Source organism: Streptomyces sp. NPDC051105 (genome assembly GCF_040682795.1).
Lineage (GTDB): Bacteria > Actinomycetota > Actinomycetes > Streptomycetales > Streptomycetaceae > Streptomyces.
Map to the genome: position 1 here is coordinate 252,835 of NZ_JBFBBR010000005.1, position 23,049 is coordinate 275,883.

A 23,049-nucleotide genomic window follows, 5' to 3' on the forward strand; every position below is an offset into this window, starting at 1 on the left:
GTGGCGGCCCGGCGCGGATCCGCGGCCGGCCATCGGTGACAGGATGTCCGGCGGGGAGGGGCGGGAGATCACAGGTGGGACGAAGTGACGGACACGACCTTGGGTGCGCTCGCCGACGTGCCGCGGGAGCGACCGGAGTCCGCCTGCGGGGACCGCCTCACCGAGGAGATGCGACGCGCCGTCCGGAGAGCGACCGGCGGCTGTCCCCGTACCGGGACTACCGCGCGTTCCTGCAGGACGAGGAGATCCGGTCCGCGATCGACGAGGCACTCGCCCTGGGAGAGGGCGTCGCGGCTACGCCGCCTCCACCTTCGGCAGCATGACCCACCGCGACACCACGAACGTCACCGGAATCGCCGCCGCCGACGCCATCAGTGGAGCGAACCGGCTGCCGGCGTGCAGGACGTCGACGATCACGTACACCCCCACCGTCGTGATCACGAAATTCGTGGCGTTGGTCAGCGGGAACAGCAGGAATTTACGCCAGGTGGGCCGTATTCGGTAAGTGAACCTCGCATTGAGAAAGAACGAACCGATCATGCTCAGCAGAAACGCGAGAATATGCGCGGCGAGGTACGGCAAATACATCAGGAACAGCAGGTAGAGGCCGTAGTACGTCGCCGTGTTGATGACCCCGATCAGCGCGAAGGTGATGATCTGCCCCGATATCGGGCGAGTGGGTCCGGTGGTGGTCGACAGGGCGTTCGGCATCAGGGAATGAGGTCCTTCGTCGTGCCGCGGGTGCGGCTGTCCGCTCGATCCACGTTCGTCGCCTTCACCAGGAAGTGCGGGCGCCCCTTGACCTCGTAGTAGATCCGGCCGGTGTACTCGCCGATGACCCCGAGCATGATCATCTGTACGCCGGCCAGGGCGGTGACGGCTGTAATGATGGTGACATAGCCCGGCGTCTGGACGCCGTTGACCATCGCTCCGCCCACGATCCACGCCGTGTACACGCCGGCCAGGGCCAGCAGGGTCATGCCGAGGTAGAGCGCGGCGCGCAGCGGGCGGTTGTTGAAGGAGAGCAGCCCGTCGAGGCCGTAGTTGAGCAGGCTGCGGAACGACCAGGAGCTGGAGCCGTGTTCGCGCACCGCGTTCTCGTACTCGAAGGTGGTGCTGGGGAAGCCGACCCAGGCGAACAGGCCCTTGGAGAACCGGTTGTACTCGGTGAGGTCCACGATCGCGTCCACCACCCGGCGCGACATCAGCCGGAAGTCGCCTACGCCGTCGACGAGTTCGACGTCGACGAGCCGGTTGATGAGCCGGTAGTAGAGGCGGGCGGTGAGGGTGCGGGTGAAGCGGTCGCCCTGCCGGGTGCGCTTGGCGATGACCTGGTCGTAGCCCTCGCCGCGCAGTTCGACCATGCGCTTGATGAGCGACGGCGGGTGCTGGAGGTCGGCGTCCATGACGATCACGGCGTCGCCGGTGGCGTGCTTCAGGCCGGCGAGCAGGGCGGCCTCCTTGCCGAAGTTGCGGCTGAAGGAGACGTACCGGACCCGCGCGTCGCCGTCGGCGATCTGGCTGAGCAGGGGCAGCGTCCTGTCACGGCTGCCGTCGTCGACGTACACGAACTCCATGTCGTGACCGAGCGGCAGAAGCTCGTTGGCGATCTTCTGGATCTGCTCGTGGAAGCGCTCGATGACGTCTTCCTCGTTGTAACACGGCGCGACGATCGATATCAGCATGGGTTTCTCCCCCTGGGGAACGGGTCAGTGAGCGGTGGTCGTGCGCTCGCCGGGGTGGATGGCGGTTCTGCGGCGCAGGGCCGAGAAGGCGCCGAGCAGGATCAGGGTCAGCAGCGAGGCGCCGCCGACGGCCGTGCCCAGGCGCAGGCCGGGCGGGTGGAACGTGCAGGTGAGGCTGGTGGCGGAGGCGCCCAGCGGGACGGCGATCAGGCCGTGGAACTCGCCCGCCGCGACCTCGTCGCCGCCGGCGGAGCAGCGCCAGCCGGCGATCCGCGGGGCGGCCACGACGGCGGTTCCCGTGCTGCCGGCGGGGAGCCGGGCGTGCAGGGTGCCGTCGGAGACGGTCACCTCGGTCGCCCCCGTGGCCTTCAACTGCTGTACGGCGGACCGCAGTTCGCCGGTGTCGAGACAGCCGACCGCGCCCTGCGCCGGGACGCGGCTGAGCCGGTCGGGCTTCAGGTCGATCCGTACCTGCCCCGAGGCTCGTACCGTGCCGAGCGGCTGCATCGCGGCGATCTTCGTACCCTCGGCGTCGGACCGGTAGAGCCGCTGCTCGCCGCCGTCGGACAGTTGTGCCGTACCGGCGTAGTGCGGCGCCCACAGGAACACCTCGCTGCCGGCCCGGCATCGTGCGGTGAGCGTCTGCGCTCCGTCGACCAGCAGCCCGCGCGCCTCGTCGCCCTCGCGCGCACCGCTGAGGGTGGTGCGGGGCAGGGTGTAGACGCGGGCGCCGAGCAGCATTTCCTGGTTGCGGTACGGCGAGGGGCCGAAGGCGGCCGGGGTGGTGCGCGCGGCGGTGGGCCGCACGGTCACCAACGGCGGGACGTCCTCGCGGGTGACGGTCGACGGTCCGCCGCCCTGGGGCAGCCACTTCTGGTGCGGGTCCGGCGGGTTGTGCACCCGGGCGCCCACCGAGAAGACCGCGTCGGTGACGGGGTTGTCGAGGCTCTGCAGGCTGCGGCCGCGTGAGGTCCAGCCGTCGCCCAGGGCGGTCATGGTGCGGCTGAGGACGTCGGCGGTGAGGCTGCTGTAGTACTGGGAGCCCTGGCCGCCGACCACCATCGGGTCGTTGGCGACGGTCTGGTCGCGGCCGGGTTCGGTGCGGTACTTCGGCCAGGCGTCGGCCTGGGCGACGGCGTCCGACTCCCGCTGCTGGCGGTCGCCCCAGGGGGCGTAGTCGTCCATCTGGTTGAGGCGCATGTGGGTGGCCACGGCGGAGGTGGCGGCGGCCTCGCCGAACTGGGCGCCGATCAGCAGCACGGCGGCGAGTCCGGCGAGGAGGGGCCGGCCGTTCCTGAGGCTCAGGAGCGCGAGCCCGCCGAGGGCGCCGGCGGCGGCGAGCAGCACCACCGGCCAGGTGTGATGGGAGTGCTGCTGGGTCAGGGTGCTGCGGCTGGCGACGGCGGCGACCAGGACCAGGAGCACGGCCGCCGGACCCAGGGCACGCCAGTCCGGCAGGCCGTAGGCAAGAGCATGCCAGGCCGCTATGACCAGCAGGGCACAGAGCACGAAGGCCTGGCGATAGGAGCTGCCGTTCGGAGCGGCGAAGGCGTGCCAGGCCAGGCTGGTCGGCGCCCACTGCAGCGACAGCGCCACGGCGAGCACCAGAACCGTCCAGCCCGCCCGCACCCGGACCGGGACCTTGCGGTGGAAGGGCAGGGCCAGGGCGAGCACCAGCGCGGTGACGCCCACGTAGAGGGCCGGGGAGCTGTAGCTGTAGGTGGTCGGCAGCAGTCGGGCGAACAGGTCGTCGGCCCCGACCGGGGCGAAGTGGCCCTCGCGGCCCGGGTAGGCGTGCTTGGTGCCGGAGTAGACGACGATCACCAGCGGCGCGGCCAGGCCGACCCCGAGCCCGACGATGACCGCGGCCCGGCCGACCACCGCCAGCGCCCGCCGCCACGGCAGCTCCGCGAGCACCAGCCGGAGCAGCAGCACCAGGGCGGCACCGAGGGTGGCCATGTAGGCGGTGTAGAAGTTGGCGATCCAGGCGAGCGCCACGATCAGCACACCGGGCAGCGGGCGCCGGCCGGCCATGGCCCACTCGCCGACCAGGCAGAGCAACGGCAGCGCGATCAGCCCGTCGAGCCACATCGGGTTGAACGAGGCGAGCGCGAGGCTCCAGCCGCACAGGGCGTAGGAGGCGCCCAGGATCCCGGCCGCCCACCAGCGGCCGCGGCGCAGGCTGAGCAGCAGCCAGGCCATGGCGGCACCGGCGACCGCCGTCTTCAGGACGGTGATCACATACACCGCGAGGTCGATCTCGTCACGCGGGAACACCCCGACCAGCAGGGCGAACGGGCTGCTGAGATAGGTGCCGATGTCCGGCAGGAAGCTGGAGCCGTAGCCGGACTGCCAGTTGAAGACGATCCCGCCGTCGGCCCTGCCGTGCAGGAGGTCCCACAGATGGGCGTGGAAGGGCACGTACTGGTTGCCGAGGTCGTTGACACTGCGGGTGCGGGAGCCGAAGGGGTAGCTGCGGGCCACGACGTCGGCCGTACAGAACGCGGCGGTGGTGAGGAGCGCCGCGAGCAGGGCGGCCGCCCAGCGCGGATCGGCGTCGAGCCGTCGCGCGGGTCCGGTCTCCCGCTCTTCGCCCCCCGCCGGTTTCACCCCCTGTTCGCCCCCGGTCAGGGTCGTGCGATTCATTCTGTGCGGCCCCCAGAGAAATACGGGGGTGTACTCCCCGCTGGTCGGTGTTTCGCCGACTAAGACGGGGAGAAGTTCCTGATGGTTGTACGTCTCCTGTGAAGTAATAACTCGAATTCCGAATCCGCGTGCGATATCGCAAAGAATTCGCGACTTCAAAGGGAACTGCGGATTTCAGGAAGGTGTTCTGCTGGTTAACGCGCCTGTGGCAGGCCTGTGTCGGCGTGACGGAGGGCCGTATCGCGCACCGCCTCCGGGGAGTCCACCCGATGGGCGCGTTCGACTGATTGACCCCAGTACGTCCCCGAGACGATCAGCGCGGCCCCCAGCACTCCGAGGGCGGTGAGGCGTTCGCCGCCGAGGCCGACGCCGACCAGGAGGGCCCACACCGGTTCGGTGCCCAGCAGCAGACTGGCCCGGGTCGCGGAGGTGCGCTGGACCGCCCAGGTCTGGGCAAGGAACGCGAGCAGGCCGCAGCACAGGGCCAGGTAGACGAGCTGGGCCCAGGTGACGGCGCCGGTCCGGGCGAGCACCGGCAGGCCGGGCGCCGCCGGCACGAGGAAGAGAACCGTGCCGACAGCGGTCTGCACGGCCGTCAGCTGGAACGGGCGCACGGGCCGGCCCGCGGTCACCCGCCCGACCAGCACCACATGACCGGCCCGGACCACCGCGGCCCCGAGCATCAGCAGATCACCGGCGCCGGGGGCGCGCAGCCCGTTGCCGGACACCAGCAGCCCGACACCCACGACACACACGCCGACGGCGAGGAAGAACCTCCCCGGCAGCCGCCCCCGGTCCAGGACCGGGGTGAGGACGAGGGTCAGGCTGATGATCAGGCCCGCGTTCCCGGCGCTGGTGTGGGCGACACCGTAGGTCTCCAGGACGAGGACGGCGGCCTGGGTGAGGCCGAGGAGTGAGCCGTACCGCCTCTCCTCCCGGGTGAGGGAGCCGAAGCCGCGCAGTGCGACGAGGCAGACGAGCGCGCCGATGGCGTAGCGCAGGAAGAGGACGATCAGCACGGGGAGGGCGTCCGTGGCCGTCTTCGCCGTCAGGTAACTGGAGCCCCAGACGACGGCGAGAGCCAGGAGCACCCCATCGGTACGACGGGTGTGCGGCATGCCGTTCACGATCCCTGGCCAGCACTTTGAAGTAAACGACGACTTGCTCAACCAACCCTGTAGCAGAGCTACACTCACGGCATGGACGAACGGCAGCTGCGCGTTCTGCGGGAGCTGGGCGAACTGGGCAGCGTCACGGCGGTCGCGGAGGCGCTGCGGGTGACGCCCTCGGCGATCTCGCAGCAGCTGCGCCTGCTGCAGCGGTCCCTCCCCGTACCGCTCACCGAGCGCTCCGGGCGGCGGCTGGTGCTCACGGCGGCCGGGCAGGCCCTGGCCGACGCGGCGATCGGGGTGGAGACCGCCCTGGCCCGGGCCCGCCACACCGTCGAGGAGTACGTCGACGAGCCCGAGGGCACGGTGTCGGTGGCGGCCTTCCACAGCGGGGCCGCCGCGTTCTATCCGCTGCTGCTGCGACAGGTGCGCGGCCCGGGCTCCCCGAGGATCACCCTGCACGACGAGGACGTGGCCCAGGCCGACTTCCCGCCCCTGACCCGCGCCTATGACCTGGTCCTCGCCCATCGTCTCGACCACGCTCCGCCCTGGCCGCAGACCGCCACGGCCACCCCGCTGCTGCGCGAGCCCCTCGACATCGCCCTGCCGGTCGGCCACCCGCTGGCCGCGCGGACCGCCCTGACCGCGCGGGACGTCTCCGGCGAGCCCTGGATCACCGTGCACGACGGCTTTCCGCTGCTAGCGACCGTCGAGGCCATCGCGGCCGCGGCCGGGCACCGGCTCGACATCGTGCATCGCGTCAACGAGATCTCGGTCGTCGCCGAGCTGGTCGCCGCGGGCGGCGGGATCGCCCTGATGCCCCGCTGGACGTCCCGACCGCACCCGGGCGTCACCCTCAGGCCCCTCGACGACATCGAGGCCCACCGCCACATCGACGCGCTCCACCGCCCCGAGCGCACGGCCCGCAGGGCGGTGCGGACCGTGCTCGGCGAACTGCGGGCCGCGGCGGAGACCATCCGCGTCCGGGGCTGATCCAGAAGGGACTTGACCTGGAGCACGCTCCAACTCCTAGCGTTCTCGTCATGACCGGCGGACAGCCGCTCCCGAGGAGAACGGAAGAGCTGACATGAGCGACAGCACCACCCGTGAAGAGCGTTTCGCCCGCGGTCTGGAGGTCCTGCGGAAGGTCGACGGCGAGGCCGGGCAGCGGGTCATCGACTCGCTCGCCGACATCAGCCCCGAACTGGGCCACCAGATCGTCTCCTGGGGGTTCGGCGAGATCTACGCCCGGCCCGAACTCCCGCCGCGTGACCGCCAGTTGGTGACCCTGGGCATGCTCACAGCGCTGGGCGGCTGCGAGCCCCAGCTGGAGGTGCACGTCAACGCGGCCCTGAACGTGGGCCTCACCCCGGAGCAGATCGTCGAGGCCCTGCTGCACGCGGCCGGGTACTGCGGCTTCCCCAAGGCGCTCAACGCGACCTTCGTCGCCAAGAAGGTCTTCGCCGAGCGTGGGCTGCTACCGGTCGGGCAGCAGCCCACGCCGGGGGCTACTTCTGCCTGATCCGCAGGAAGGTGACGGAGTTCGCCGGGAAGGTGTACGTGAACCTGTCGGCGACTCCGGCGAAGGCGGACGTGACCGGAGCGACCGCGGTGGACGTCTCGGTGTTCACCGCGTCCGGCGCGGCCGCGAGGGTGGTCACCTTCGCCTTCCTCGACACCTCGGCGCCTCCGAGGTCGATGGCCGTACGGGCCGCCGAGGACTGGGCGTTGACGACCTTGACGATCAGGTCACCGGTCTTCTTGTCCTTGGTGACGACCTGCCGGAACGGCTCGGCCGGCTTGTCGTCGGTGAAGCTGCCCCACACCTGCCCGTCGAGGGAGAGGGTGACCTGCCGCCCCCGCACCTTGATGTCGACGTCGTAGGTCCGGCCGGTCTCCACCGACCCCGGCCTGGCGACCAGTGTCGACTTGCCACCGTCCACGGCCTGCTCGACCGCGGTCTGGGTGTTGTTCCAGCCGCCGATGTTCCACCAGTAGTAATCGCCGGTGTCCTTGACGCCGAAGGCGACGAGGAAGCCCTCCTTGCCCGACTTCTTGGTGGCCTTCACGTGCAGGTCGTAGTCGTGCCAGGAGGGGTCGCCGGCCGAGACCATGGTGTTCTCGGCCGTGTCCGAGGTCTCCACGTACTGCCCGTCCTGGATGCTCCAGCTGCCGGTGCCGGTGTGGGTCCACCGGGAGGCGTCACCGGAGAAGTCGTCGCTGAGCAGGGTGTTCCCCTCGGCGTCGGTCACCTTGACGTCGTCGTAGGCGGCGCTGGTGTTCCAGGTCGACAGGCCGACGGCGCCGCTGATCGGGGCGAGCAGGGAGGGGGTGCCGGTGGCCGTGGAGGGGACGACCCGGTCGCCGACGTTGTTCATGAAGAGCTTCTGGACCTCGTAGTTCGCCGAGCCCCAGGAGGCGTGGTTGTTGAACCACACCATGTCCGGGCTCCACTGGACGTAGTCCTCGTTGGCGAACAGCGGGGCGTAGGAGGCGAGCTTGACGACGTCCGCGTTGCGTTCGAGGCCGGTCATGTAGGCCGCCTCGGCGAGACCGTTCTTGAACGCGTTGCCGCCGGAGGCGTACTCGCCGAGGAAGACCTTCGGCCCGCTCCTGTCGTAGGAGTCGTAGCGGTCGTTGTTCTGCAGGAACCACTGCGGGCTGTTGTAGTAGTGCTCGTCGACCAGGTCGACCTTGGCGTCCCGGTTGAGCTGCCAGGCCGTGTCGAAGGTGGTGCCGGAGTCGTCCGGGCCGGCGTTGGAGATGACCCGCATGTACGGGTACGCGGCCTGGATGGCGGCCCGGAACCGCGTGAAGCGGGCGAAGAACTCGGTGGGGAGGTTCTCCTCGTTGCCGACCTCTATGTGGGTGAGGTGGAAGGGCTTGGGGTGGCCCATCTCGGCCCGCTTCCGGCCCCACTCGCTGGTCACCGGCCCGTTGGCGAACTCGATGAGGTCGAGGGTGTCCTGGATGTGCCGCTTCAGCAGCGCCTCGTCGTCGACGGCCTTGTTCTGGCCGCAGCCGGTCACCAGGGCGGGGACGACGGGCAACGGCATGGCGCCGATGTCCTCGGCGAACCGGAAGTACTCGTAGTAGCCGAGGCCGTACGACTGGTTGTAGCCCCAGAAGTTCGCGTTCGTGGCGCGCGTCTCGACCGGCCCGATGGTGTCCTTCCACTGGTACGACCGCTTGCGCTGGTAGCCGGAGGCCGCGCTGTAGTCCTGCATCGAGCCGGTGTTGACCAGGCAGCCGCCCGGGAAGCGGACGAAGCCCGGGTGCAGGGCGGCGATCTTCTCGGCGAGGTCCTTGCGCAGGCCGTTGGGCTCGTGCCGGTAGGTGTCGCGCGGGAAGAGGGAGACCATGTCGAGCGCGGCCGCGTCCGGGGCGGCCACGGTGAGGCGGCCGGTGGAGCTGGTGCGGGTGGCGGTGAAGGTCGCCTTGTACCGGGCCCAGCCGTTCTTCCTGACGGCCACCCGGCGGGCGGTCGCGAGGGTGCCGCCGGAGTCCGTAAGGCTGACGGTGAGGGTCGTACGGCCCCCGGCGCGGGCCCAGACCGAGAAGTCGTACTTCTTGCCGTCCTCGACCCGGATGCCGGTGTTGTAGCCGGAGTTGGTGACGGCCGAACCGGCGGACAGGGAGAGGTAGTCGCGGTTGCGGTCGTCGAGACGGCCGGAGTCGTCGACAACCTGGGCAGCGCCGGTGACCGTCCAGGCGGTGAGCGGGGTGTACGACTTGTTGTCGTCGGTCGTGTACTCGAAGGAACGGTTCTGGACGAGTTCCGCGTAGAGGCCGCCGTCGGCGGCGCGGTTGATGTCCTCGAAGAAGACGCCGTACATCGTCTTGTCGATCCTGGCACCCTGGGCCGTCGGGTCGACGGTGATCGCGTAGTCGGTGACGTCCTCGGCGTGGGCGGGGGCCGGTACTAGGCCTGCGGCGAGCAGGAAAGCGCTTGCCCCAAGGCCGAGTCTCAGCCGGGTGCGGGTGGTGCGTGACATGGATACTCCGCGGCTCGTGAAGGAGTTGGCCTGGAGGGGCCAGGCGCAACCGAGGTCAGTCGGGTTCGAAATATCGGACAGCGGTCAGTACTTCGAACGGAAAGATAGGTACGGGGCATGAGCGCGTCAATGGGGCGGACGTCGGCCGGCTCAGGGCCGGGCGAGACCGCGGGCGTAAGGTCGGGGCATGCAGACGCTGCTGCCGTACCTGATCCTGTTCGCCGGACTGGCCGTCGTCCTCACGGCTTTCAGCCGGCTCGCGCGGTACATCCGGCTGCGGGGCACGGCGGGCGGCGGGCTGGGCGGGGCGCTGGCCGCGTACGAGGAGGCGTTCCGGGCGACCAGCCACGCCTCGCACTTCGAGATCCGGCAGCAGGCCGAGCGCAAGGCGCCGACCGGCTCCCCCCGCCCGAAGAAGCCATGACCGAAGCCATGACCGAAGGCACGACCGAGGGCATGACCGTGGATGAGTTCTGGCCGGTGGCGGATGTGCTCGCGCATCTGCTCGGGCGCTGGCGCGTCGAGCGGAGCGTGCGGGATCTGGCGGGCGGGGACGAAGGGTGGTTCGAGGGAGCCACGGTGTTCCGCGCACTGGACGGCGGCGGGCTGCTGCACGCGGAGTCGGGGACGTTCACCTGGCAGGGGGTGGCGCGGCCGGCCGAGCGGACGCTGCGGTTCCTGCCGGGGCCGCGGCCCGGGACGGCGGATGTGCGGTTCGCCGACGGGCGGCCCTTCCACGACCTGGACCTGACCTCGGGGCGGTATGTCGCCGACCACCCGTGCGCCGCCGACCTCTACCGGGGCGAGTTCACCGTCCGGGACGCCGACCACTGGCGCACCGTGTGGCGGGTCGGCGGCCCGGCGAAGGACCTGGTCCTGACCACCGACTACGTGCGCGAGGCCTGAGACCGGGCAAGCGGACCGGACCTCCACACCATCACGTGAGTACGGCCCGGCCGTGACGGCGCCGCGCACGGCAGACGGCTCGGTACGGCACTTCCGGCGGAGCGCTCAGCGGCGTGAGGCCTGGGCCGGCGACACGTCGAACCGCAGGTTCCAGCGGCCTCCGCGGCCCGTCACCGTGGTCGTGGACAGCGGGCGCACGTCGATGTTCCAGTAGGTCGACGGCGGCGCCTTGAGAGCGTAGACGAGCGCGGCGCGGATCACCGACGGCTCGGCGACGGCCACGATCCGGCCGCCGTCGTCCACCGGGCGGGTGTCGAGCCAGCCGCCGACCCGGGAGATGAACGACAGCAGCGACTCGCCGCCGTGCGGGGTGGCGCGCGGGTCGGAGAGCCAGGCGTCCACCTGGTCCGGCTCCCTGGCCATCGCCTCACCCAGCGTCAGCCCGCGCCAGCGGCCCATGTCGCAGTCGCGCAGGGCGAGCTGGACCAGCGGGGCGTACCCCAGCCCCTCGCCGGTCGCGCGGCTGCGCGGAGTCGGCGAACAGTAGCGCAGCTCGGCCGCCGCGAGCGGTAGCAGGTCGGCGGCGACGCGCTGCACCTCGTCCCAGCCCGCCTGATCCAGGGGGCGGGCGTCCTCGAAGCGCTCCGCGAGCAGCGGTGAGCTGCGCGCGGCCGCGACGAACGTGACCCGAAGTGACATGCGGCGATGGTGTGACGCTCAAGTGCGCAGGTCAAGGGCTCTTGATAGGTGAATTGCGCGAGGTGGGGGAAACGTTACCCAAAGGTCAGGAGGTGTCCGACAAGTCAGCCGGAATGTCACTTCGGCGCCTCGTAGTAGAGCGCCATCCACCGGTCCGGGTGTTCGAGCGGGGCGAATCCGAGCTTCTCGTAGACCCCGTGGGCGTCGTGCGTGGCGAGCAGCACCCGCCGGATCCCGTACGGGCGCAGGTGCTCGCGGATCGCCCCGACCATCGCCGTGCCGACGCCCTTGCCGCGCACCGACGGGTCGACGTACACGTCGGCGAGCCAGGCGAACAGCGCCTGGTCGGTCACCACGCGCGCGTACGCCACCTGCTCCCCGGTGACCGTGTCGTACATCCCGAAGTTGAGGGAGCCCGCCATGGCCCGCCGGTGCTGCTCCAGCGGGCGGCCGGTCGCCCAGTAGGCGTCGGTGGACAGCCAGTGGTGGACGCGTTCGACGTCCACCCGGTCGGTGTCGGCGGAGAACTCATAGCCCTCGGGGAGGCTGGGTGCGTCGCTCATGGGGGGATCCTCGCCAGTCGGCGGCGCCGGTGTCGATCGGATTTCAGCACCTGGATCTCGGGGCCGGGCTGTCAGGGTGCGGGGCGCAGGACCTCGTCACAGGCCGTCCGCAGCCGTCGCACGCCCTCCAGGAGCTCCCCCGTCCCGGCGACCGCCGCGAAGCTCAGGCGGATGTGGGCGGCCGGGGGTTCGGCGCTGAAGTAGGGGCGGCCGGGGGTGACGGCGACGCCCGCGCGCAGGGCGGCGGCGGTCAGGGTTCCGTCGTCGACGCCCTCGGGGAGGCGGAGCCAGAGGTGGTATCCGCCGGAGGGGATGTGCGGGAGGGCGAGTTCGGGAAGGTGGTGGGCGAGGGCGCCGGTGAGGGTGGACCGGCGGGTCTTCAACTCGGCCGACAGGGCGCGCAGATGGCGGGGCCAGGCCGGGGAACCGACGAGTTCGAGGGCGGCCTCCTGGAGGGGGCGGGGGACGAAGAAGGTGTCGACGATCTGGATGGCGCGCAGACGTTCGAGGACCGGGCCGCGGGCGGCGAGTGCGGCTACCCGGAAGCTCGGCGAGGTGGCCTTGGTCAGCGAGCCGACGTGGACCACGACTCCGTCGGGGTCGTCGGCGGCGAGCGGGCGGGGCAGCGGGCCCGCGTCGGCGTGGACCAGCCGCCGTACGTAGTCGTCCTCGATCACGAACGCGCCGGCCTCGCGGGCGATGCGCACCACCTCGGCGCGGCGGTCGGGGGCGAGGACGGCGCCGGTCGGGTTCTGGAAGAGGGGCTGGCAGACGAAGACCCGGGCGCCGGTGGCGCGGAACGCGTCGGCGAGGAGGGCGGGCCGCACCCCGTCGGGGTCGACCGGGACCGGGACCGGCCGCAGTCCGGCGGCGCGGGCGATGGCGAGCATTCCGGGGTAGGTGGGGGACTCGACGAGGACCGGGGCGCCGGGCGGGGCAAGCGCGCGCAGGGCGGTGGCGAGGGCGGACTGGCCGCCGTTCGCGATCAGCACCTCGGCGGCGGTCACCGCGCCGCCGATGTCCCGCGCGAACCATTCGCGCAGCTCCGGCAGCCCGTCCAGGGGCGGCCGCCCCCAGGCGCCGGGCCGCCGGCCGGCCCTCGCCAGGGCCGCAGCCATCGCACGTTCGGGTTCCAGGGAGGCGTGCAGGTAGCCGCCGCTGAGTTCCAGCACGCCGGGCGGCGGGACGGCCAGGCAGACGGTGACCCCGGACGCGTCGACCGTGCGCGGGACCACGTCGAGGGCGCCGTCGGCGCTGAGCGCCACCTCCTGCCAGGAGGTGTCCCCGGTGGGCTCTGCCGTGACGCGCGGCCTGGCCTTGTAGGCGCCGGCGCCGGGCCGGGTGACGACCAGCCCCTCCGCGACCAGCTGGGCCAGGGCCCGTGAGACGGTCACCGGGCTCACCCGGAACCGCTCGACGAGCGCCCGGCTCGACGGGAGCTTTCCTCCTGGTGAGTAGCGGTCGAGGTCTCGCCGCAGCTGTTCCGCCAGCTCAAGGACACTGCTACGCTCTTGCATGAGAGTACAGAGTAGCGCTATCGAGCCGACTTCGATAGCGGTCGGCACTCCCCCGGCCGCCCCCGCCTCCCACCGGACCGGCACCCTGCAGGCCGCGCTCGGTGTGGTCGCCTTCTCCCTCACCTTCCCGGCCACCGCCTGGGGTCTGGAGGGCTTCGGGCCCTGGGCGCTGGTGGCGGTGCGCAGCGTTCTCGCGGCGGCCCTGGCGGGCGGCTGCCTGCTGTTCCTCCGGGTACGGCTGCCCGAGCGCCGGCACTGGGCGGGGCTGGCGGTCGTCGCGGCCGGTGTCGTGCTCGGCTTCCCGATGCTGACCACGCTCGCCCTGGAGACCTCCACCACCTCGCACGCGGCCGTCGTGGTGGGCCTGCTCCCCCTGACCACCGCCCTCTTCTCGGCCCTGCGCATGGGCATCCGCCCCTCCCGCACCTTCTGGACGGCGGCCCTCGCGGGCGCGGCGGCCGTGCTGGCGTTCACCGTCGCCCAGAGCGGCGGGGCGCTCACGGCCGCCGACGGTTATCTGTTCGCGGCCCTGGTGGTGTGCGCGGCCGGCTACACCGAGGGCGGCAGGCTGGCCCGGGTCATGCCGGGCTGGCAGGTCATCGGCTGGGCGCTGGTGGGCTGCCTGCCGCTGACCGTGCCGGCCGCGGTGGTCGCGCTGTCGTACGAGCCGGTCGTCTGGAACGTGCACGGTGTGGCCGGTGTGCTGTGGGTGGCGGTCGGCTCGCAGTTCCTCGGTCTGGTGGTCTGGTACCGGGGCATGGCGGCCGTCGGCATTCCGAAGGCCAGCCAGTTGCAGTTGGCCCAGCCGCTGCTCACACTGGTGTGGTCGGTGCTGCTGCTGGGCGAGCACCTCACCGCGGCCGCTCCACTCACGGCCGCCGCCGTGCTCGTGTGCATCGCCGTCACCCAACGATCGCGATCGTGAGGAGGCCCTGGAGATGCGTGCATCCGAGGGCGACCAGCTTGTCCAGCACGGCAGGGTGGTCGGCCAGCACGACCAGGTCTCGGAAATCGTCCAGGTACTCGGCCCCGAGGGCAATCCGCCCTACCGGGTCCGCTTCGAGGACGGCCACGAGGCCATCATGTCCCCCGGTCCCGACTGCCAGGTCAGGCACCAGGAGACCCATCCGCAACTGTAGGCCGCGGCGAGGGGTCGCCGACCGCGTGCCGGTCAGCTCGGCGGGAGCGCCGACTGCCGGTAGTGGTCGGCGACCACCCGTGACAGCGCCCCGATCGGATCGGCGGCCACGTCCTGGGCCGCGAAGTACACATGCCCGCCGACCTGCGTGTACGGGGCGGCCAGGGTGAGATGCCGGGACAGCTCGGCCGGGTCCTGCCAGGCCGAGGGCGCGCCGGCGGCCCCCGCCCGGTACAGCGCCTCACCGATGTAGAGCCGGGTGCCGGACCCCTTGGCCACCCCCGCCCACCAGTCGACGACCTTGGCGTAGTCGGCGGCCGCGTTGCCGATCTGCCAGTACACCTGCGGGACGACGTAGTCGATCCAGTTCTTCTGCACCCACTTCCGGGTGTCCGCGTACAGGTCGTCGTACGTCTCCACGCCCGCCTTGGTGTCCGAGCCCCGGCTGTCGGTGGTGGCGTTGCGCCAGACCGCGAACGGGCTGATCCCGAACCGGGTGCCGGGCCGGAGCTTCCTGATCCCGGCGGCGGTCTCGGTCACCAGCTTGTCGATGTTGTCCCGGCGCCAGGCCGCCCGGGAGGAGAAGTCGCCGCCGTGGGTGTCGAAGGCGTCGTCGTCGTCGAAGGTCTGGCCGGCCACCGGGTACGGGTAGAAGTAGTCGTCGAAGTGGACGGCGTCCACGGGGTACTTGGCGACCGCGTCCAGGATCGCCTGCTCCACGAAGGCGCGGACGGCCGGGATGCCTGGGTTGTAGTAGAGCTTGCCGCCGTACGGCACCACCCAGTCCGGGTGCTTGCGGGCGGGGTGCGAGGCGACCAGCTTGCCCGGGTCGGTGTGGTTGGCGATCCGGTAGGGGTTGAACCAGGCATGCAGGTGCAGGCCCCGGGCGTGCGCTTCCTCGACGGCCGTACCGAGCGGGTCCCAGCCGGGGTTCTTGCCCTGGGTTCCGGTGAGATACTGGGACCAGGGCTCGTGCGGCGAGGGCCAGAACGAGTCGGCGGTGGGCCGCACCTGGAACATCACCGTGTTGAGCCGGTAGTCGACCGCCTTGTCGAAGAGGGCGGTCAGCTCCTTGCGCTGGGCGGAGGCCGACAGCCCGGTGCGCGAGGGCCAGTCGCGGTTGGAGACGGTCGCCAGCCACATGCCCCGCATCTCGGTGGCCGCACGCCGGGGCCGGGCCGCGGCCGTCACCCCCGGTGCCGCCAGCGCCAGCGTCGACAGCGCCGCCACCGCAAACGCCCTGCGAGACATTTGTGCCATCGTGACACCCTCTAACTCTCCGGATCCGTACGGTCACGGATCGCCTCCGCGCCACAGGATGCCCGCACCCGGACGATCGATCATCGATACTTACGGGTAACGTGCACGAACGGAGCAGGCACCGGATCCGGAGGTCCTGTCGGCCGCCCGTAGATCAGCGAAGGGGACGATGTGACCGACATCGAGAAGGTCGGAGTCGTGGGCTGCGGCCAGATGGGAGCGGGCATCGCCGAGGTGTGCGCCCGCTCCGGTCTGGACGTGAAGGTCGCCGAGACCACCGGCGAGGCCCTGGAGATCGGCCGTACCCGGCTGTTCAACTCCCTGGCCAAGGCCGCCGAACGCGGCAAGATCAGCGAGGAGGAGCGGGACGCCACGCTGGCGCGGCTGAGCTTCACCACGGACCTCGGCGAGTTCGCCGACCGTGACCTGGTGGTCGAGGCCGTCGTCGAGAACGAGCAGGTGAAGACGGAGATCTTCCAGGTGCTCGACCAGGTGGTGACCCGGCCCGACGCGATCCTGGCCTCCAACACCTCCTCGATCCCGTTGGTGAAGCTGGCGGTCGCGACCTCCCGTCCCGACCACGTGATCGGCATCCACTTCTTCAACCCGGCCCCGGTGCAGAAGCTGATCGAGCTGATCCCGGCGCTCACCACCTCCGAGGGTACGATCAGCCGGGCGCAGGTCTTCGCCGAGAAGGTGCTCGGCAAGCACGCGATCCGCGCCCAGGACCGCTCCGGCTTCGTGGTCAACGCGCTGCTGGTGCCGTACCTGCTCTCGTCCATCCGGATGTTCGAGTCCGGCATCGCGAGCCGCGAGGACATCGACAACGGCATGGAGATGGGCTGCGCCCACCCGATGGGCCCGCTGAAGCTGTCCGACCTGATCGGCCTGGACACCATCGTCTCCATCGCCAACAGCATGTACGCCGAGTACAAGGAGCCGCTGTACGCCGCTCCCCCGCTGCTCCAGCGCATGGTCGAGGCGGGGCGGCTGGGGCGGAAGACGGGGTCGGGGTTCTACACGTACTAGCGAGTGCGGCGACGCCGCCAAGTGGCGCTGTTCAAGGGCGAGTTCACCCGGATCGACGCCCACGGCGGCACCGCTGCGGGGTGGCCCTCGCGGCGCCCGCCAGGCCCTAATCCGCAACCTCCTCGCCCAGCCCACGTCGAATGCACGGGGACACAGCCTTGTGAGCGGCGTCAGCTGACACCAAATGGGTCCTGACCTCGTTCTTTGCGTCTTTCGGAGCTGTCAAGGCCTTCCCCTCTTACTCAGCGGAAAGTCCCTGGAAAGTCCCCGGGACAGAGCTGAAAGTCCCTGAAAAGTCCCTGGTTCGCAGCAGCCCGTCCAACGCTCGCGAGCCCCGCGTGTCGCCGCGATGAGCCCGCGCGTGCCGCGGGGTCGGTCTGCGGCCGATGTGGTGTGGTGACGGTATGCCGGACGCGGGACAATACCCGGTATCGCCCCGTGTGCCGACAGCGGGCGTCAGCACATGGCCATTCCGCCGTTGACCGCGGCCGTGGTGCCGGTCAGGAAGACGTTGTCCTCGCTGGCGTAGAAGGCGACCGCTTGGGCGACGTCGGCGGGGTGTGCCAGGCGCATGGGGGCGGCGGCCGCCTGACGCTGCTTGTGCTCGCGGGGTCAGTCTTTGGCTTCGGCCACTGGCTTTTGCCATGGCCACCGCCCGGTGATCTCGAGCTCGAGAGAAAAGCTGAGGAAGGTGCGGATGCCTACGATCACGGCTAGCACTCCGACGCTTTTATACGTCGGTGCGACGGCGACTGTACGAATGATATCGCCGGCTACGAGAAACTCCAGCCCCAGCAGGATCGACCGCCCGACGCGACGGCGATAGCCGCGGTACGCACCCGCCTGTCGGCGATTGAGTCGGATACCCGCGATAACGGTCGCCAAGAGCGTCCCCACGACTATAATGGCTACGCCTGCGGCGTCAACGCCCCGACCGACCAGCTCCACGATGGGTTGGAACTCCACAGCATCCCTCTCGCGCCGACCCGAATCCGCTCCTTTGTGGGCCGCAACCTCTGTTGCTATCTGCACTTCGTTCCGAGCACCGGTTACAGTCGGGCTAGGGTTGTTTCCACGGCGCTCCCCCGCCCAGTAAACCGGCACCGTCAACGGCGCCTACTGAAAGCGTAACTATCGGACGGACGTGATCGCTATTTCCAGGCCGCGAACTCCTCAGCGCATTCCATCGAGTACTTCGTCGGTCGACAGCAACGCATGTGCGAAAAAACGGTAGTTGATGATCGCCGCCTGATACCCGTCACCCCAGACCGGGTGTCGGGGTCCAGCTGTTGCATCCCTGACCACAGCGACCTCAAATCCCTCCTCAATGAGGTGACGCATATGGGACTCGACGCACATGTTCGCCAGCATCCCGCCAAGAATGATCCTTTGCATTCCCCGCTTGCGCAGTTGCAGTACCAAATCGTTGGTTTCCGGACCGAATACCCTGTGCGGGCTGGCGACCACCGTTATGCCGTCTTCGATATAGGACTTGAATCGGTCCAGCCAGTCTGCCCCGGAGTTTCGGAACCCGGTCAGATCGAGCTGTCCCGTCCGTGCGAAGGTGTGGGTCTCGAGCTCGCTTGTCTCGAGCGGCCCGTTCATTCGCCATCCGTTGTCAGTCGGGTAGAAGTAGTGAGGCGAGATGAAGACCTCATATCCGTCTGACTTCGCCGCCTCGAAGATTCTCTCCATATTCTCGACGGTCCTGTTCTCTGTGACGCTCGCTCCCACCACGTCCCAGTTCGCTCCGTCTTCGCTCAGCACGTCGTTCTGTGGGTCAATGAACACAACCGCCGTGTCGATCTTCTTGATTTCCACCTGACCCTCCTCACGCGATGACACACCACGGGTATGACAAATATTCGGTACAGCGGATGCTCTTCCGAAGGGCATTCCGGTCCGGTGACGCGAGGTCTCTTCCGGTGCGGATTTTGCCGACCCCAAGCGACATCACTCAAGTGCCGTGCTCACCTTCGGGGTGTGTGACCTGAGGGGCGCCGTCCCGGTCATTCGGCCTTCCCCTCCACTTTGCCCCACCACGGGGCGTTCTGCATCGGCCCGGTGGAACGGGCTCTGAGTGTCGCCCGCTCTGGGGCCACGCTGGCAGAGGCCGATGCGCACTCTCCTGAGAGGGCGTTAAGTCCCTTCTCTCTCGGTTCGTGATCGCTCGATCGTGGTACTGATCGCCGCACGGGCCAACCGTTCGTCATGCACATAGGGAGGATCTACCCGCTCGTGAAGGAGCCGGCCGGGGACGGGGTTCCCGCCACGGTCACGTGCCGGGTCCTTCCTCAGGCTTGCCAAGCATCCCTACTACCGCCGGCTCGACCGGCCGGTGACGGATGCCGCGATCGAGGAGGCCCATCGCGCGAACGCGTTGTCCGACGCCCATGGTGAGCATCCGGAGTTCGGCCACCGCTGCCTGGCCGACGAGGCCCGCGGTGCCGGGTCGGTCACGGCCGGCCGGACCGCGTGGCGGATCGGCCGGGACAACCGCTGGTGGCGCGTGTTCGGGAAGAAACGCAGCACCAAGAAGGCCGGTCCGCCGGTGCATGGCGGCCTGGTCCGCTTGCACTGCTGTGACCGCCATCACGGGAACCGTGTCACGGTATTCGGACAGGTACCGGTGTGGAACATTTGCGAGCCCGGCTACGAGCCGGGGACCCGGACGCGTTCGGTCGGATTCTTGACGACTGCGCGCAGGCGCTCCACCGGTACGCGGCACATGTGACGGGCGACCGGACGGCCGCCGAGGACGTGGAGCGGCGACCATCTGACCGAGGCGATCGTCCCGCCCGAGCTCACCGCTGCCGTGATCCGCGCCACCGCCCGTATCCCCGGCGTGGTCGTGGTCCATGATCTCGTCGACGCCGTCGACGACGCGGGCGGCCACGGCCTTGGCGCCGGCTTTCGACGGCGAGCGTACTGAACTGATCTCCGGCAAGAACACCCGCGCGTACCTCGGTGAGCGCAGCTACCTGGTCAAGAACACGACTGCCGGCAAGGCCGGAACCCTCACTGCCGGCGCCGCCGTCCTGGCGCGGGCCGTCGTCGACTCTGCCGGGCCCCCAGCACGCCGCGCAGCCGAGCGCACTGCATGTACCACTGTCGGCCTCCGGCCATGGAGGCCGACGGCCCCGTACGCGTTCGCCCCCGGGCGGGCTACGCGGAGCCGATCCGCGTGAGTTCGCCACCGCGTGACCGTTGCTGTCCGCGCTGTGCGGCGTTGCAGGCACGCCTGCGGGCATCATCGCCCGGCCGCTACCTGCGCCACCGCCCGAGGACGGCCCTTCACCCTTCCCGCCCGCGGCCTGCCTGGCGCTGGGCCCCGCCCGCCGATACCCGGTACGGCCTTCTGCGGGATCTCATCCGAGAGACGTGACGATGCATCAGCAATCCCACCAGGAACCCCCACGGCACCGGCAGCCGCGCGCCGCGGTCCGCCGGAGCACCGCCTCGCAGCGGGGACGCACGAGCCGAGTGCCCCGCTCGGTGCGCGGCACCCGCGTCGTCACGGCGGCCGTGCTGGTCGGTCTCGCCCTCGCCGGAGCCCTGGGGCTCTCTCACCAGGCTCCCGGCCCTCCGGTCGGGAGCCCCGCGTCACCAACGGCCGACCCGGCCCCGACGACGCACACGGCCGCCTCGTCGCCGTCCCGTTCCGCACCTGCCACGCCGTCCTCCGGACCCGTTTCCACCCCGGCTTCCACCACCTTCCCGCAGGCCGGTGCCGGAACCTTCACCCGGGCCGGCGGCGGCACCCGCCTCGTCGGCCGGGGCAGGCCGATGCGCTACGCCGTCGACGTGGAGGACGGCATCGGCCAGGACCCGCGGCACTTCGCCGAGCAGGTCGACGCCGTCCTGGACGACACCGCCCGCGGTTGGGCGGCCGGCGGCCATTGGGCTTTCCAGAGGGTGTCCGCCGGCCCGGTGGACTTCACCGTCCATCTGGCGTCGCCGCACACCACCGACGTGATCTGCGGCCGCTACGGGCTGGACACCGGCGGCTGGGTGAACTGCAGCGGCGGACCCGACGTCGTGATCAACATCAAGCGGTGGCTCCTGCTGACTCCCTACTACCGGGGGCGGCCCGGTTCCTACCACGCCCTGGCGATCAACCACGAAGTCGGCCACCGCCTCGGCCACCAGCACGAGTCCTGCCCCGGCGCCGGCCTTCCGGCGCCCGTGATGATGCAACAGATCAAGGGTCTGCACGGCTGCGTGATCAACGGCTGGCCGTCCGACGGCCACGGCCGCGCCGTCACGGGGCCCCGCGCATCTCCGGCGCCCTGATTCCAGCGCTGTAGCGCAGGCTCCCCCGCGGGAGGGTGAGCGCCGGCTCGCGGTCTGTGGATGCGGACGGCTGTGCCAGGCGTGCTGGTCCGGGGCGGGCTTTGGCCGGCTGCGCAGGTCGATGGCACGGAATCGCCGGCCTCCAGGGCCGACTCCGGTACCCCGGTTTGATCACGTGCTGCATTCGTCAGGCGAGGCGGGCGCGGAGATGTGCCGAGTCTCACGGGCTGGTGGTGATGAAGTTCGCCAGGGCCTGCCGGTTGCCGTCCTCGCCCAGGCGGGCGGCCATCGATTCCACCGACTTGCGCCGCCCCTCCATCAGCAGTCCGCGCAGCTAGACCGCTCACCACCGGCGTTGATCCGCTCGCGCGAACGGCTTGAACATCTCCGCCGCGAAGTCCTCCAGACCGCACCGGACCGCGGCCAGCTCCCCACCCATCACAACAGGTCAACGGAACAAGCGATCAACGGGCACGCCACCGGCGAGTGAACCTGACCAGGCACTACTGGGTGACTGATCAGATGCCGCTGGCCTCCTTGAACGCGGCATTCCGGGCCCGTTGTGCGGGGGTGTTACTGAAGCCGTTCATAGCTCTACGAAGTTTCTGTGCCGTTTTGGGCAACGGACGCAAGGCGTGGCCGATGGCCGAGGCGAGTTGGGTGTCTGCCTCACGTAGCACGGGAGTGAGGCTGGCCACGATGTCATCCGGTACCGAATCAGGGTGATGCTCGATGAGCGTGGCGATGAACGCGGCTGCGCGGGTGGCACTGCTTTGATCCTCGGTCATGAAAGGCAGCGTGTGCTTCCAGAGGGCAGCCGGGTCGTCGCATGCCGTGATTGCTGTGGCGGCGAGAGCAGGTGTCCAATCTGCCTGTTCCATACGGTTGTTGAGGTACAGCATGATCGCTTTGGAGAATTCCGAGGTCTCGCGGATCAAGGTGAGCACATCGCTGATCCGATCGCCGGCCTTGACGAGCGCGGCGCAGAGGAGTTCCGCGTCTGCGTCGACGGCGCAGTGAGCGAGTGCCGGGCACCGTGAGTTGGCGCAGGCCAGCAGGCTGCTTTGTTGGTCCGTGGTGATCTGCTGCCACAGAGTGCTTGCGTACTGCCAGGGTTCGGTGTCTGCGGTTTCCAGCAGGTGCTGGACCAGGTTGTCGCGCAGCGCGGGAACGCTTTGCAGTTCGGGGCGTTCGGCTGCGGCTACGGCGAGACTGCGGGTGGGTTCGGAGAGGCTTGCCCAGTGTGATGCGAACCAGTGCAGCCAGTTGACATCGACGGCGGGCGCGGTGATGTAGTGGGCGGCGAAGTCCAGCGCGATGGCTGGGGTGCCGGAGTTCATGAGCTGCTGCGCCTGCTGGATGACTGCGGTGAGCTGAGTCTCTTTCGCCGCCTGGTTCCGCAGAAGGACGTGGAGGCTGGGCAGTAGTTCCTGCGCGAGTCCGGGGTTGTTGGCGGCGAGGGAACCGGCCAGGCGCTGAATCAGCGGCGTCGTCATGCCGAGGCCAGGCTCAGTGGTCAACAGCATGGGCAGGGTGGAGCGTGCGAACCGTCCGGTCGGCGTGGCAGCTTCCAGATCTCCGGTGAGAGCCGTTGTGCAGGTGGTGACCGCGATGCGGGTGGCTTCGGCGTCGGAACCCTGGCTGAGTCGGAGATAGTCGACCAAAACATTCCGCAGGCCGATGCCAATGACGTCGGCTGGATCTCGGTGCGCCGTCAGCTCTGTGGCCATGGTGGTGGCACAGGAGGCAGCCTTTTCCTCGTCCAGTCGTTTCAAGATCGCACCGGCTGCGACTGCGAGGTCCGCGCGGACCGAGGATGCCACTGCGGTCGCGTCGGCGATGGCCTGCTGAGCGAGGGACGCGTCGGGGAGCTGTTGAGCCGCGCGCAGCCACCGAGCCAGCAGCTCCATCATGGCGAGCATGCTGTCTTCGTCCTCATCATCCTGCAGAGCTTGGGCGACGGCTTGAACGATCTGCGTGGCCAGGAGAGTGGTCTCGCCGTCTTCGACACCGTCTCCCCAGTCGGCGGAGGGATCCGGAGCGAGAGAGAGAATTCCGACTGCCTCACGGCGTACTTCGGTGCTGGAGGACAGACACTCCAACAGGGCCAGCAGCACTGAGTGGTCCCAGGCGTGGTTGTCATCATGGTCCGTGGCCAATGTGCCGACGTGGCGCACGGCGTCGGCGTCTTCGTGGCGCGCGGCCATGA

The 23,049-nt window shown here is 69.9% G+C and carries 23 protein-coding genes; 9 read left to right on the forward strand and 14 right to left on the reverse strand.

The features are described 5' to 3' along the window. Nucleotides 1–294: 294 nt before the first annotated feature. From AB0N16_RS14785 to AB0N16_RS14800, 4 genes are all read right to left on the reverse strand, one after another. Nucleotides 295–711 (reverse strand): GtrA family protein, encoded by a 417-nt coding sequence (locus tag AB0N16_RS14785; protein ID WP_365796606.1) that lies wholly within the window; start codon nucleotides 709–711, stop codon nucleotides 295–297. Next, nucleotides 711–1,685, reverse strand: a complete 975-nt coding sequence (locus tag AB0N16_RS14790; RefSeq protein WP_365796608.1) for a glycosyltransferase family 2 protein — start codon at nucleotides 1,683–1,685, stop codon at nucleotides 711–713. The genes AB0N16_RS14785 and AB0N16_RS14790 overlap by 1 nt, the downstream gene beginning before the upstream one ends. Before the next feature lie 24 nt (nucleotides 1,686–1,709). Continuing rightward, a complete protein-coding gene (locus AB0N16_RS14795; RefSeq protein WP_365796610.1) occupies nucleotides 1,710–4,331 on the reverse strand; it encodes a YfhO family protein in 2,622 nt (873 codons plus the stop codon). A 194-nt stretch (nucleotides 4,332–4,525) separates the two neighbouring features. Further along, complete coding sequence (locus AB0N16_RS14800) at nucleotides 4,526–5,449, reverse strand: DMT family transporter (RefSeq protein WP_365796612.1); 924 nt, start codon at nucleotides 5,447–5,449, stop codon at nucleotides 4,526–4,528. 81 nt (nucleotides 5,450–5,530) lie between these two features. On the opposite strand from AB0N16_RS14800, the gene AB0N16_RS14805 reads away from it, so the two are divergent. Next, nucleotides 5,531–6,433, forward strand: a complete 903-nt coding sequence (locus tag AB0N16_RS14805) for a LysR family transcriptional regulator (protein WP_365796614.1) — start codon at nucleotides 5,531–5,533, stop codon at nucleotides 6,431–6,433. Between the two features lie 94 nt (nucleotides 6,434–6,527). After that, nucleotides 6,528–6,962: a carboxymuconolactone decarboxylase family protein gene (locus AB0N16_RS14810; protein WP_365796616.1), complete on the forward strand. Its 435-nt coding sequence runs from the start codon at nucleotides 6,528–6,530 to the stop codon at nucleotides 6,960–6,962. Here AB0N16_RS14810 and AB0N16_RS14815 read toward each other — a convergent pair. Then, nucleotides 6,949–9,435 (reverse strand): alpha-L-arabinofuranosidase C-terminal domain-containing protein, encoded by a 2,487-nt coding sequence (locus tag AB0N16_RS14815; protein ID WP_365796618.1) that lies wholly within the window; start codon nucleotides 9,433–9,435, stop codon nucleotides 6,949–6,951. The genes AB0N16_RS14810 and AB0N16_RS14815 overlap by 14 nt on opposite strands. A 187-nt stretch (nucleotides 9,436–9,622) precedes the next feature. Between AB0N16_RS14815 and AB0N16_RS14820 the strand changes: the two genes are divergently transcribed. Further along, nucleotides 9,623–9,859 (forward strand): hypothetical protein, encoded by a 237-nt coding sequence (locus tag AB0N16_RS14820; RefSeq protein WP_365796620.1) that lies wholly within the window; start codon nucleotides 9,623–9,625, stop codon nucleotides 9,857–9,859. Between the two features lie 38 nt (nucleotides 9,860–9,897). After that, the gene (locus AB0N16_RS14825; protein WP_365797121.1) at nucleotides 9,898–10,341 is read left to right on the forward strand and encodes a DUF6314 family protein; all 444 of its coding nucleotides are present in this window, start codon (nucleotides 9,898–9,900) and stop codon (nucleotides 10,339–10,341) included. A gap of 105 nt (nucleotides 10,342–10,446) precedes the next feature. Here AB0N16_RS14825 and AB0N16_RS14830 read toward each other — a convergent pair whose 3' ends face one another. From AB0N16_RS14830 to AB0N16_RS14840, 3 genes are all read right to left on the reverse strand, one after another. Next, nucleotides 10,447–11,040: a histidine phosphatase family protein gene (locus tag AB0N16_RS14830; RefSeq protein ID WP_365796622.1), complete on the reverse strand. Its 594-nt coding sequence runs from the start codon at nucleotides 11,038–11,040 to the stop codon at nucleotides 10,447–10,449. 116 nt (nucleotides 11,041–11,156) lie between these two features. Next, entirely contained in the window at nucleotides 11,157–11,603 is a 447-nt protein-coding gene (locus AB0N16_RS14835; protein WP_365796624.1) for a GNAT family N-acetyltransferase, read from the reverse strand. 71 nt (nucleotides 11,604–11,674) lie between these two features. Then, nucleotides 11,675–13,120 carry a PLP-dependent aminotransferase family protein gene (locus tag AB0N16_RS14840; protein WP_365796626.1) on the reverse strand — a complete coding sequence of 482 codons (1,446 nt, stop codon included), beginning with the start codon at nucleotides 13,118–13,120 and terminating at the stop codon, nucleotides 11,675–11,677. Between AB0N16_RS14840 and AB0N16_RS14845 the strand changes: the two genes are divergently transcribed. Beyond that, complete coding sequence (locus AB0N16_RS14845; RefSeq protein WP_365796628.1) at nucleotides 13,119–14,045, forward strand: DMT family transporter; 927 nt, start codon at nucleotides 13,119–13,121, stop codon at nucleotides 14,043–14,045. The genes AB0N16_RS14840 and AB0N16_RS14845 overlap by 2 nt on opposite strands. Before the next feature lie 13 nt (nucleotides 14,046–14,058). Continuing rightward, nucleotides 14,059–14,259 carry a DUF1918 domain-containing protein gene (locus tag AB0N16_RS14850; RefSeq protein WP_365796630.1) on the forward strand — a complete coding sequence of 67 codons (201 nt, stop codon included), beginning with the start codon at nucleotides 14,059–14,061 and terminating at the stop codon, nucleotides 14,257–14,259. 32 nt (nucleotides 14,260–14,291) lie between these two features. On the opposite strand, the gene AB0N16_RS14855 is transcribed toward AB0N16_RS14850, so the two are convergent. Beyond that, a complete protein-coding gene (locus tag AB0N16_RS14855) occupies nucleotides 14,292–15,518 on the reverse strand; it encodes a family 10 glycosylhydrolase (RefSeq protein ID WP_365796632.1) in 1,227 nt (408 codons plus the stop codon). A gap of 171 nt (nucleotides 15,519–15,689) precedes the next feature. Between AB0N16_RS14855 and AB0N16_RS14860 the strand changes: the two genes are divergently transcribed. After that, a complete protein-coding gene (locus AB0N16_RS14860; protein WP_365796634.1) occupies nucleotides 15,690–16,547 on the forward strand; it encodes a 3-hydroxybutyryl-CoA dehydrogenase in 858 nt (285 codons plus the stop codon). Nucleotides 16,548–17,003: 456 nt separating this feature from the next. On the opposite strand, the gene AB0N16_RS14865 is transcribed toward AB0N16_RS14860, so the two are convergent. From AB0N16_RS14865 to AB0N16_RS14875, 3 genes are all read right to left on the reverse strand, one after another. After that, nucleotides 17,004–17,120 (reverse strand): hypothetical protein, encoded by a 117-nt coding sequence (locus tag AB0N16_RS14865; RefSeq protein WP_365796636.1) that lies wholly within the window; start codon nucleotides 17,118–17,120, stop codon nucleotides 17,004–17,006. 39 nt (nucleotides 17,121–17,159) lie between these two features. Then, the gene (locus AB0N16_RS14870; protein WP_365796638.1) at nucleotides 17,160–17,579 is read right to left on the reverse strand and encodes a DUF1622 domain-containing protein; all 420 of its coding nucleotides are present in this window, start codon (nucleotides 17,577–17,579) and stop codon (nucleotides 17,160–17,162) included. A 141-nt stretch (nucleotides 17,580–17,720) separates the two neighbouring features. Further along, nucleotides 17,721–18,368: a cysteine hydrolase gene (locus AB0N16_RS14875; protein ID WP_365796640.1), complete on the reverse strand. Its 648-nt coding sequence runs from the start codon at nucleotides 18,366–18,368 to the stop codon at nucleotides 17,721–17,723. Between the two features lie 517 nt (nucleotides 18,369–18,885). Between AB0N16_RS14875 and AB0N16_RS14880 the strand changes: the two genes are divergently transcribed. Both AB0N16_RS14880 and AB0N16_RS14885 read left to right on the forward strand, forming a co-directional pair. Next, on the forward strand, nucleotides 18,886–19,281 hold the full coding sequence (locus AB0N16_RS14880) for a hypothetical protein (RefSeq protein WP_365796642.1): 396 nt from the start codon (nucleotides 18,886–18,888) through the stop codon (nucleotides 19,279–19,281). Between the two features lie 653 nt (nucleotides 19,282–19,934). Beyond that, the gene (locus AB0N16_RS14885; RefSeq protein ID WP_365796644.1) at nucleotides 19,935–20,840 is read left to right on the forward strand and encodes a DUF3152 domain-containing protein; all 906 of its coding nucleotides are present in this window, start codon (nucleotides 19,935–19,937) and stop codon (nucleotides 20,838–20,840) included. A 220-nt stretch (nucleotides 20,841–21,060) separates the two neighbouring features. Here the strand turns inward: AB0N16_RS14885 and AB0N16_RS14890 are convergent, their stop codons facing one another. Together AB0N16_RS14890 and AB0N16_RS14895 are read right to left on the reverse strand one after the other, a co-directional pair. Beyond that, nucleotides 21,061–21,159, reverse strand: a complete 99-nt coding sequence (locus AB0N16_RS14890; protein WP_365796646.1) for a hypothetical protein — start codon at nucleotides 21,157–21,159, stop codon at nucleotides 21,061–21,063. Between the two features lie 199 nt (nucleotides 21,160–21,358). Beyond that, entirely contained in the window at nucleotides 21,359–23,047 is a 1,689-nt protein-coding gene (locus AB0N16_RS14895) for a hypothetical protein (RefSeq protein WP_365796648.1), read from the reverse strand. Nucleotides 23,048–23,049: the final 2 nt, after the last annotated feature.

What these genes read in the sequence shown, in the direction of transcription:
- AB0N16_RS14855 (WP_365796632.1), bottom strand. Translation starts at nt 15,518, where the DNA reads ATGGCACAAATGTCTCGCAGGGCGTTTGCGGTGGCGGCGCTGTCGACG.
- AB0N16_RS14865 (WP_365796636.1), bottom strand. Translation starts at nt 17,120, where the DNA reads ATGCGCCTGGCACACCCCGCCGACGTCGCCCAAGCGGTCGCCTTCTAC.
- AB0N16_RS14785 (WP_365796606.1), bottom strand. Translation starts at nt 711, where the DNA reads ATGCCGAACGCCCTGTCGACCACCACCGGACCCACTCGCCCGATATCG.
- AB0N16_RS14840 (WP_365796626.1), bottom strand. Translation starts at nt 13,120, where the DNA reads ATGCAAGAGCGTAGCAGTGTCCTTGAGCTGGCGGAACAGCTGCGGCGA.
- AB0N16_RS14830 (WP_365796622.1), bottom strand. Translation starts at nt 11,040, where the DNA reads ATGTCACTTCGGGTCACGTTCGTCGCGGCCGCGCGCAGCTCACCGCTG.
- AB0N16_RS14815 (WP_365796618.1), bottom strand. Translation starts at nt 9,435, where the DNA reads ATGTCACGCACCACCCGCACCCGGCTGAGACTCGGCCTTGGGGCAAGC.
- AB0N16_RS14890 (WP_365796646.1), bottom strand. Translation starts at nt 21,159, where the DNA reads ATGGAGGGGCGGCGCAAGTCGGTGGAATCGATGGCCGCCCGCCTGGGC.
- AB0N16_RS14835 (WP_365796624.1), bottom strand. Translation starts at nt 11,603, where the DNA reads ATGAGCGACGCACCCAGCCTCCCCGAGGGCTATGAGTTCTCCGCCGAC.
- AB0N16_RS14810 (WP_365796616.1), top strand. Translation starts at nt 6,528, where the DNA reads ATGAGCGACAGCACCACCCGTGAAGAGCGTTTCGCCCGCGGTCTGGAG.
- AB0N16_RS14805 (WP_365796614.1), top strand. Translation starts at nt 5,531, where the DNA reads ATGGACGAACGGCAGCTGCGCGTTCTGCGGGAGCTGGGCGAACTGGGC.
- AB0N16_RS14895 (WP_365796648.1), bottom strand. Translation starts at nt 23,047, where the DNA reads ATGGCCGCGCGCCACGAAGACGCCGACGCCGTGCGCCACGTCGGCACA.
- AB0N16_RS14790 (WP_365796608.1), bottom strand. Translation starts at nt 1,685, where the DNA reads ATGCTGATATCGATCGTCGCGCCGTGTTACAACGAGGAAGACGTCATC.
- AB0N16_RS14845 (WP_365796628.1), top strand. Translation starts at nt 13,119, where the DNA reads ATGAGAGTACAGAGTAGCGCTATCGAGCCGACTTCGATAGCGGTCGGC.
- AB0N16_RS14795 (WP_365796610.1), bottom strand. Translation starts at nt 4,331, where the DNA reads ATGAATCGCACGACCCTGACCGGGGGCGAACAGGGGGTGAAACCGGCG.
- AB0N16_RS14800 (WP_365796612.1), bottom strand. Translation starts at nt 5,449, where the DNA reads ATGCCGCACACCCGTCGTACCGATGGGGTGCTCCTGGCTCTCGCCGTC.
- AB0N16_RS14850 (WP_365796630.1), top strand. Translation starts at nt 14,059, where the DNA reads ATGCGTGCATCCGAGGGCGACCAGCTTGTCCAGCACGGCAGGGTGGTC.
- AB0N16_RS14820 (WP_365796620.1), top strand. Translation starts at nt 9,623, where the DNA reads ATGCAGACGCTGCTGCCGTACCTGATCCTGTTCGCCGGACTGGCCGTC.
- AB0N16_RS14885 (WP_365796644.1), top strand. Translation starts at nt 19,935, where the DNA reads ATGCATCAGCAATCCCACCAGGAACCCCCACGGCACCGGCAGCCGCGC.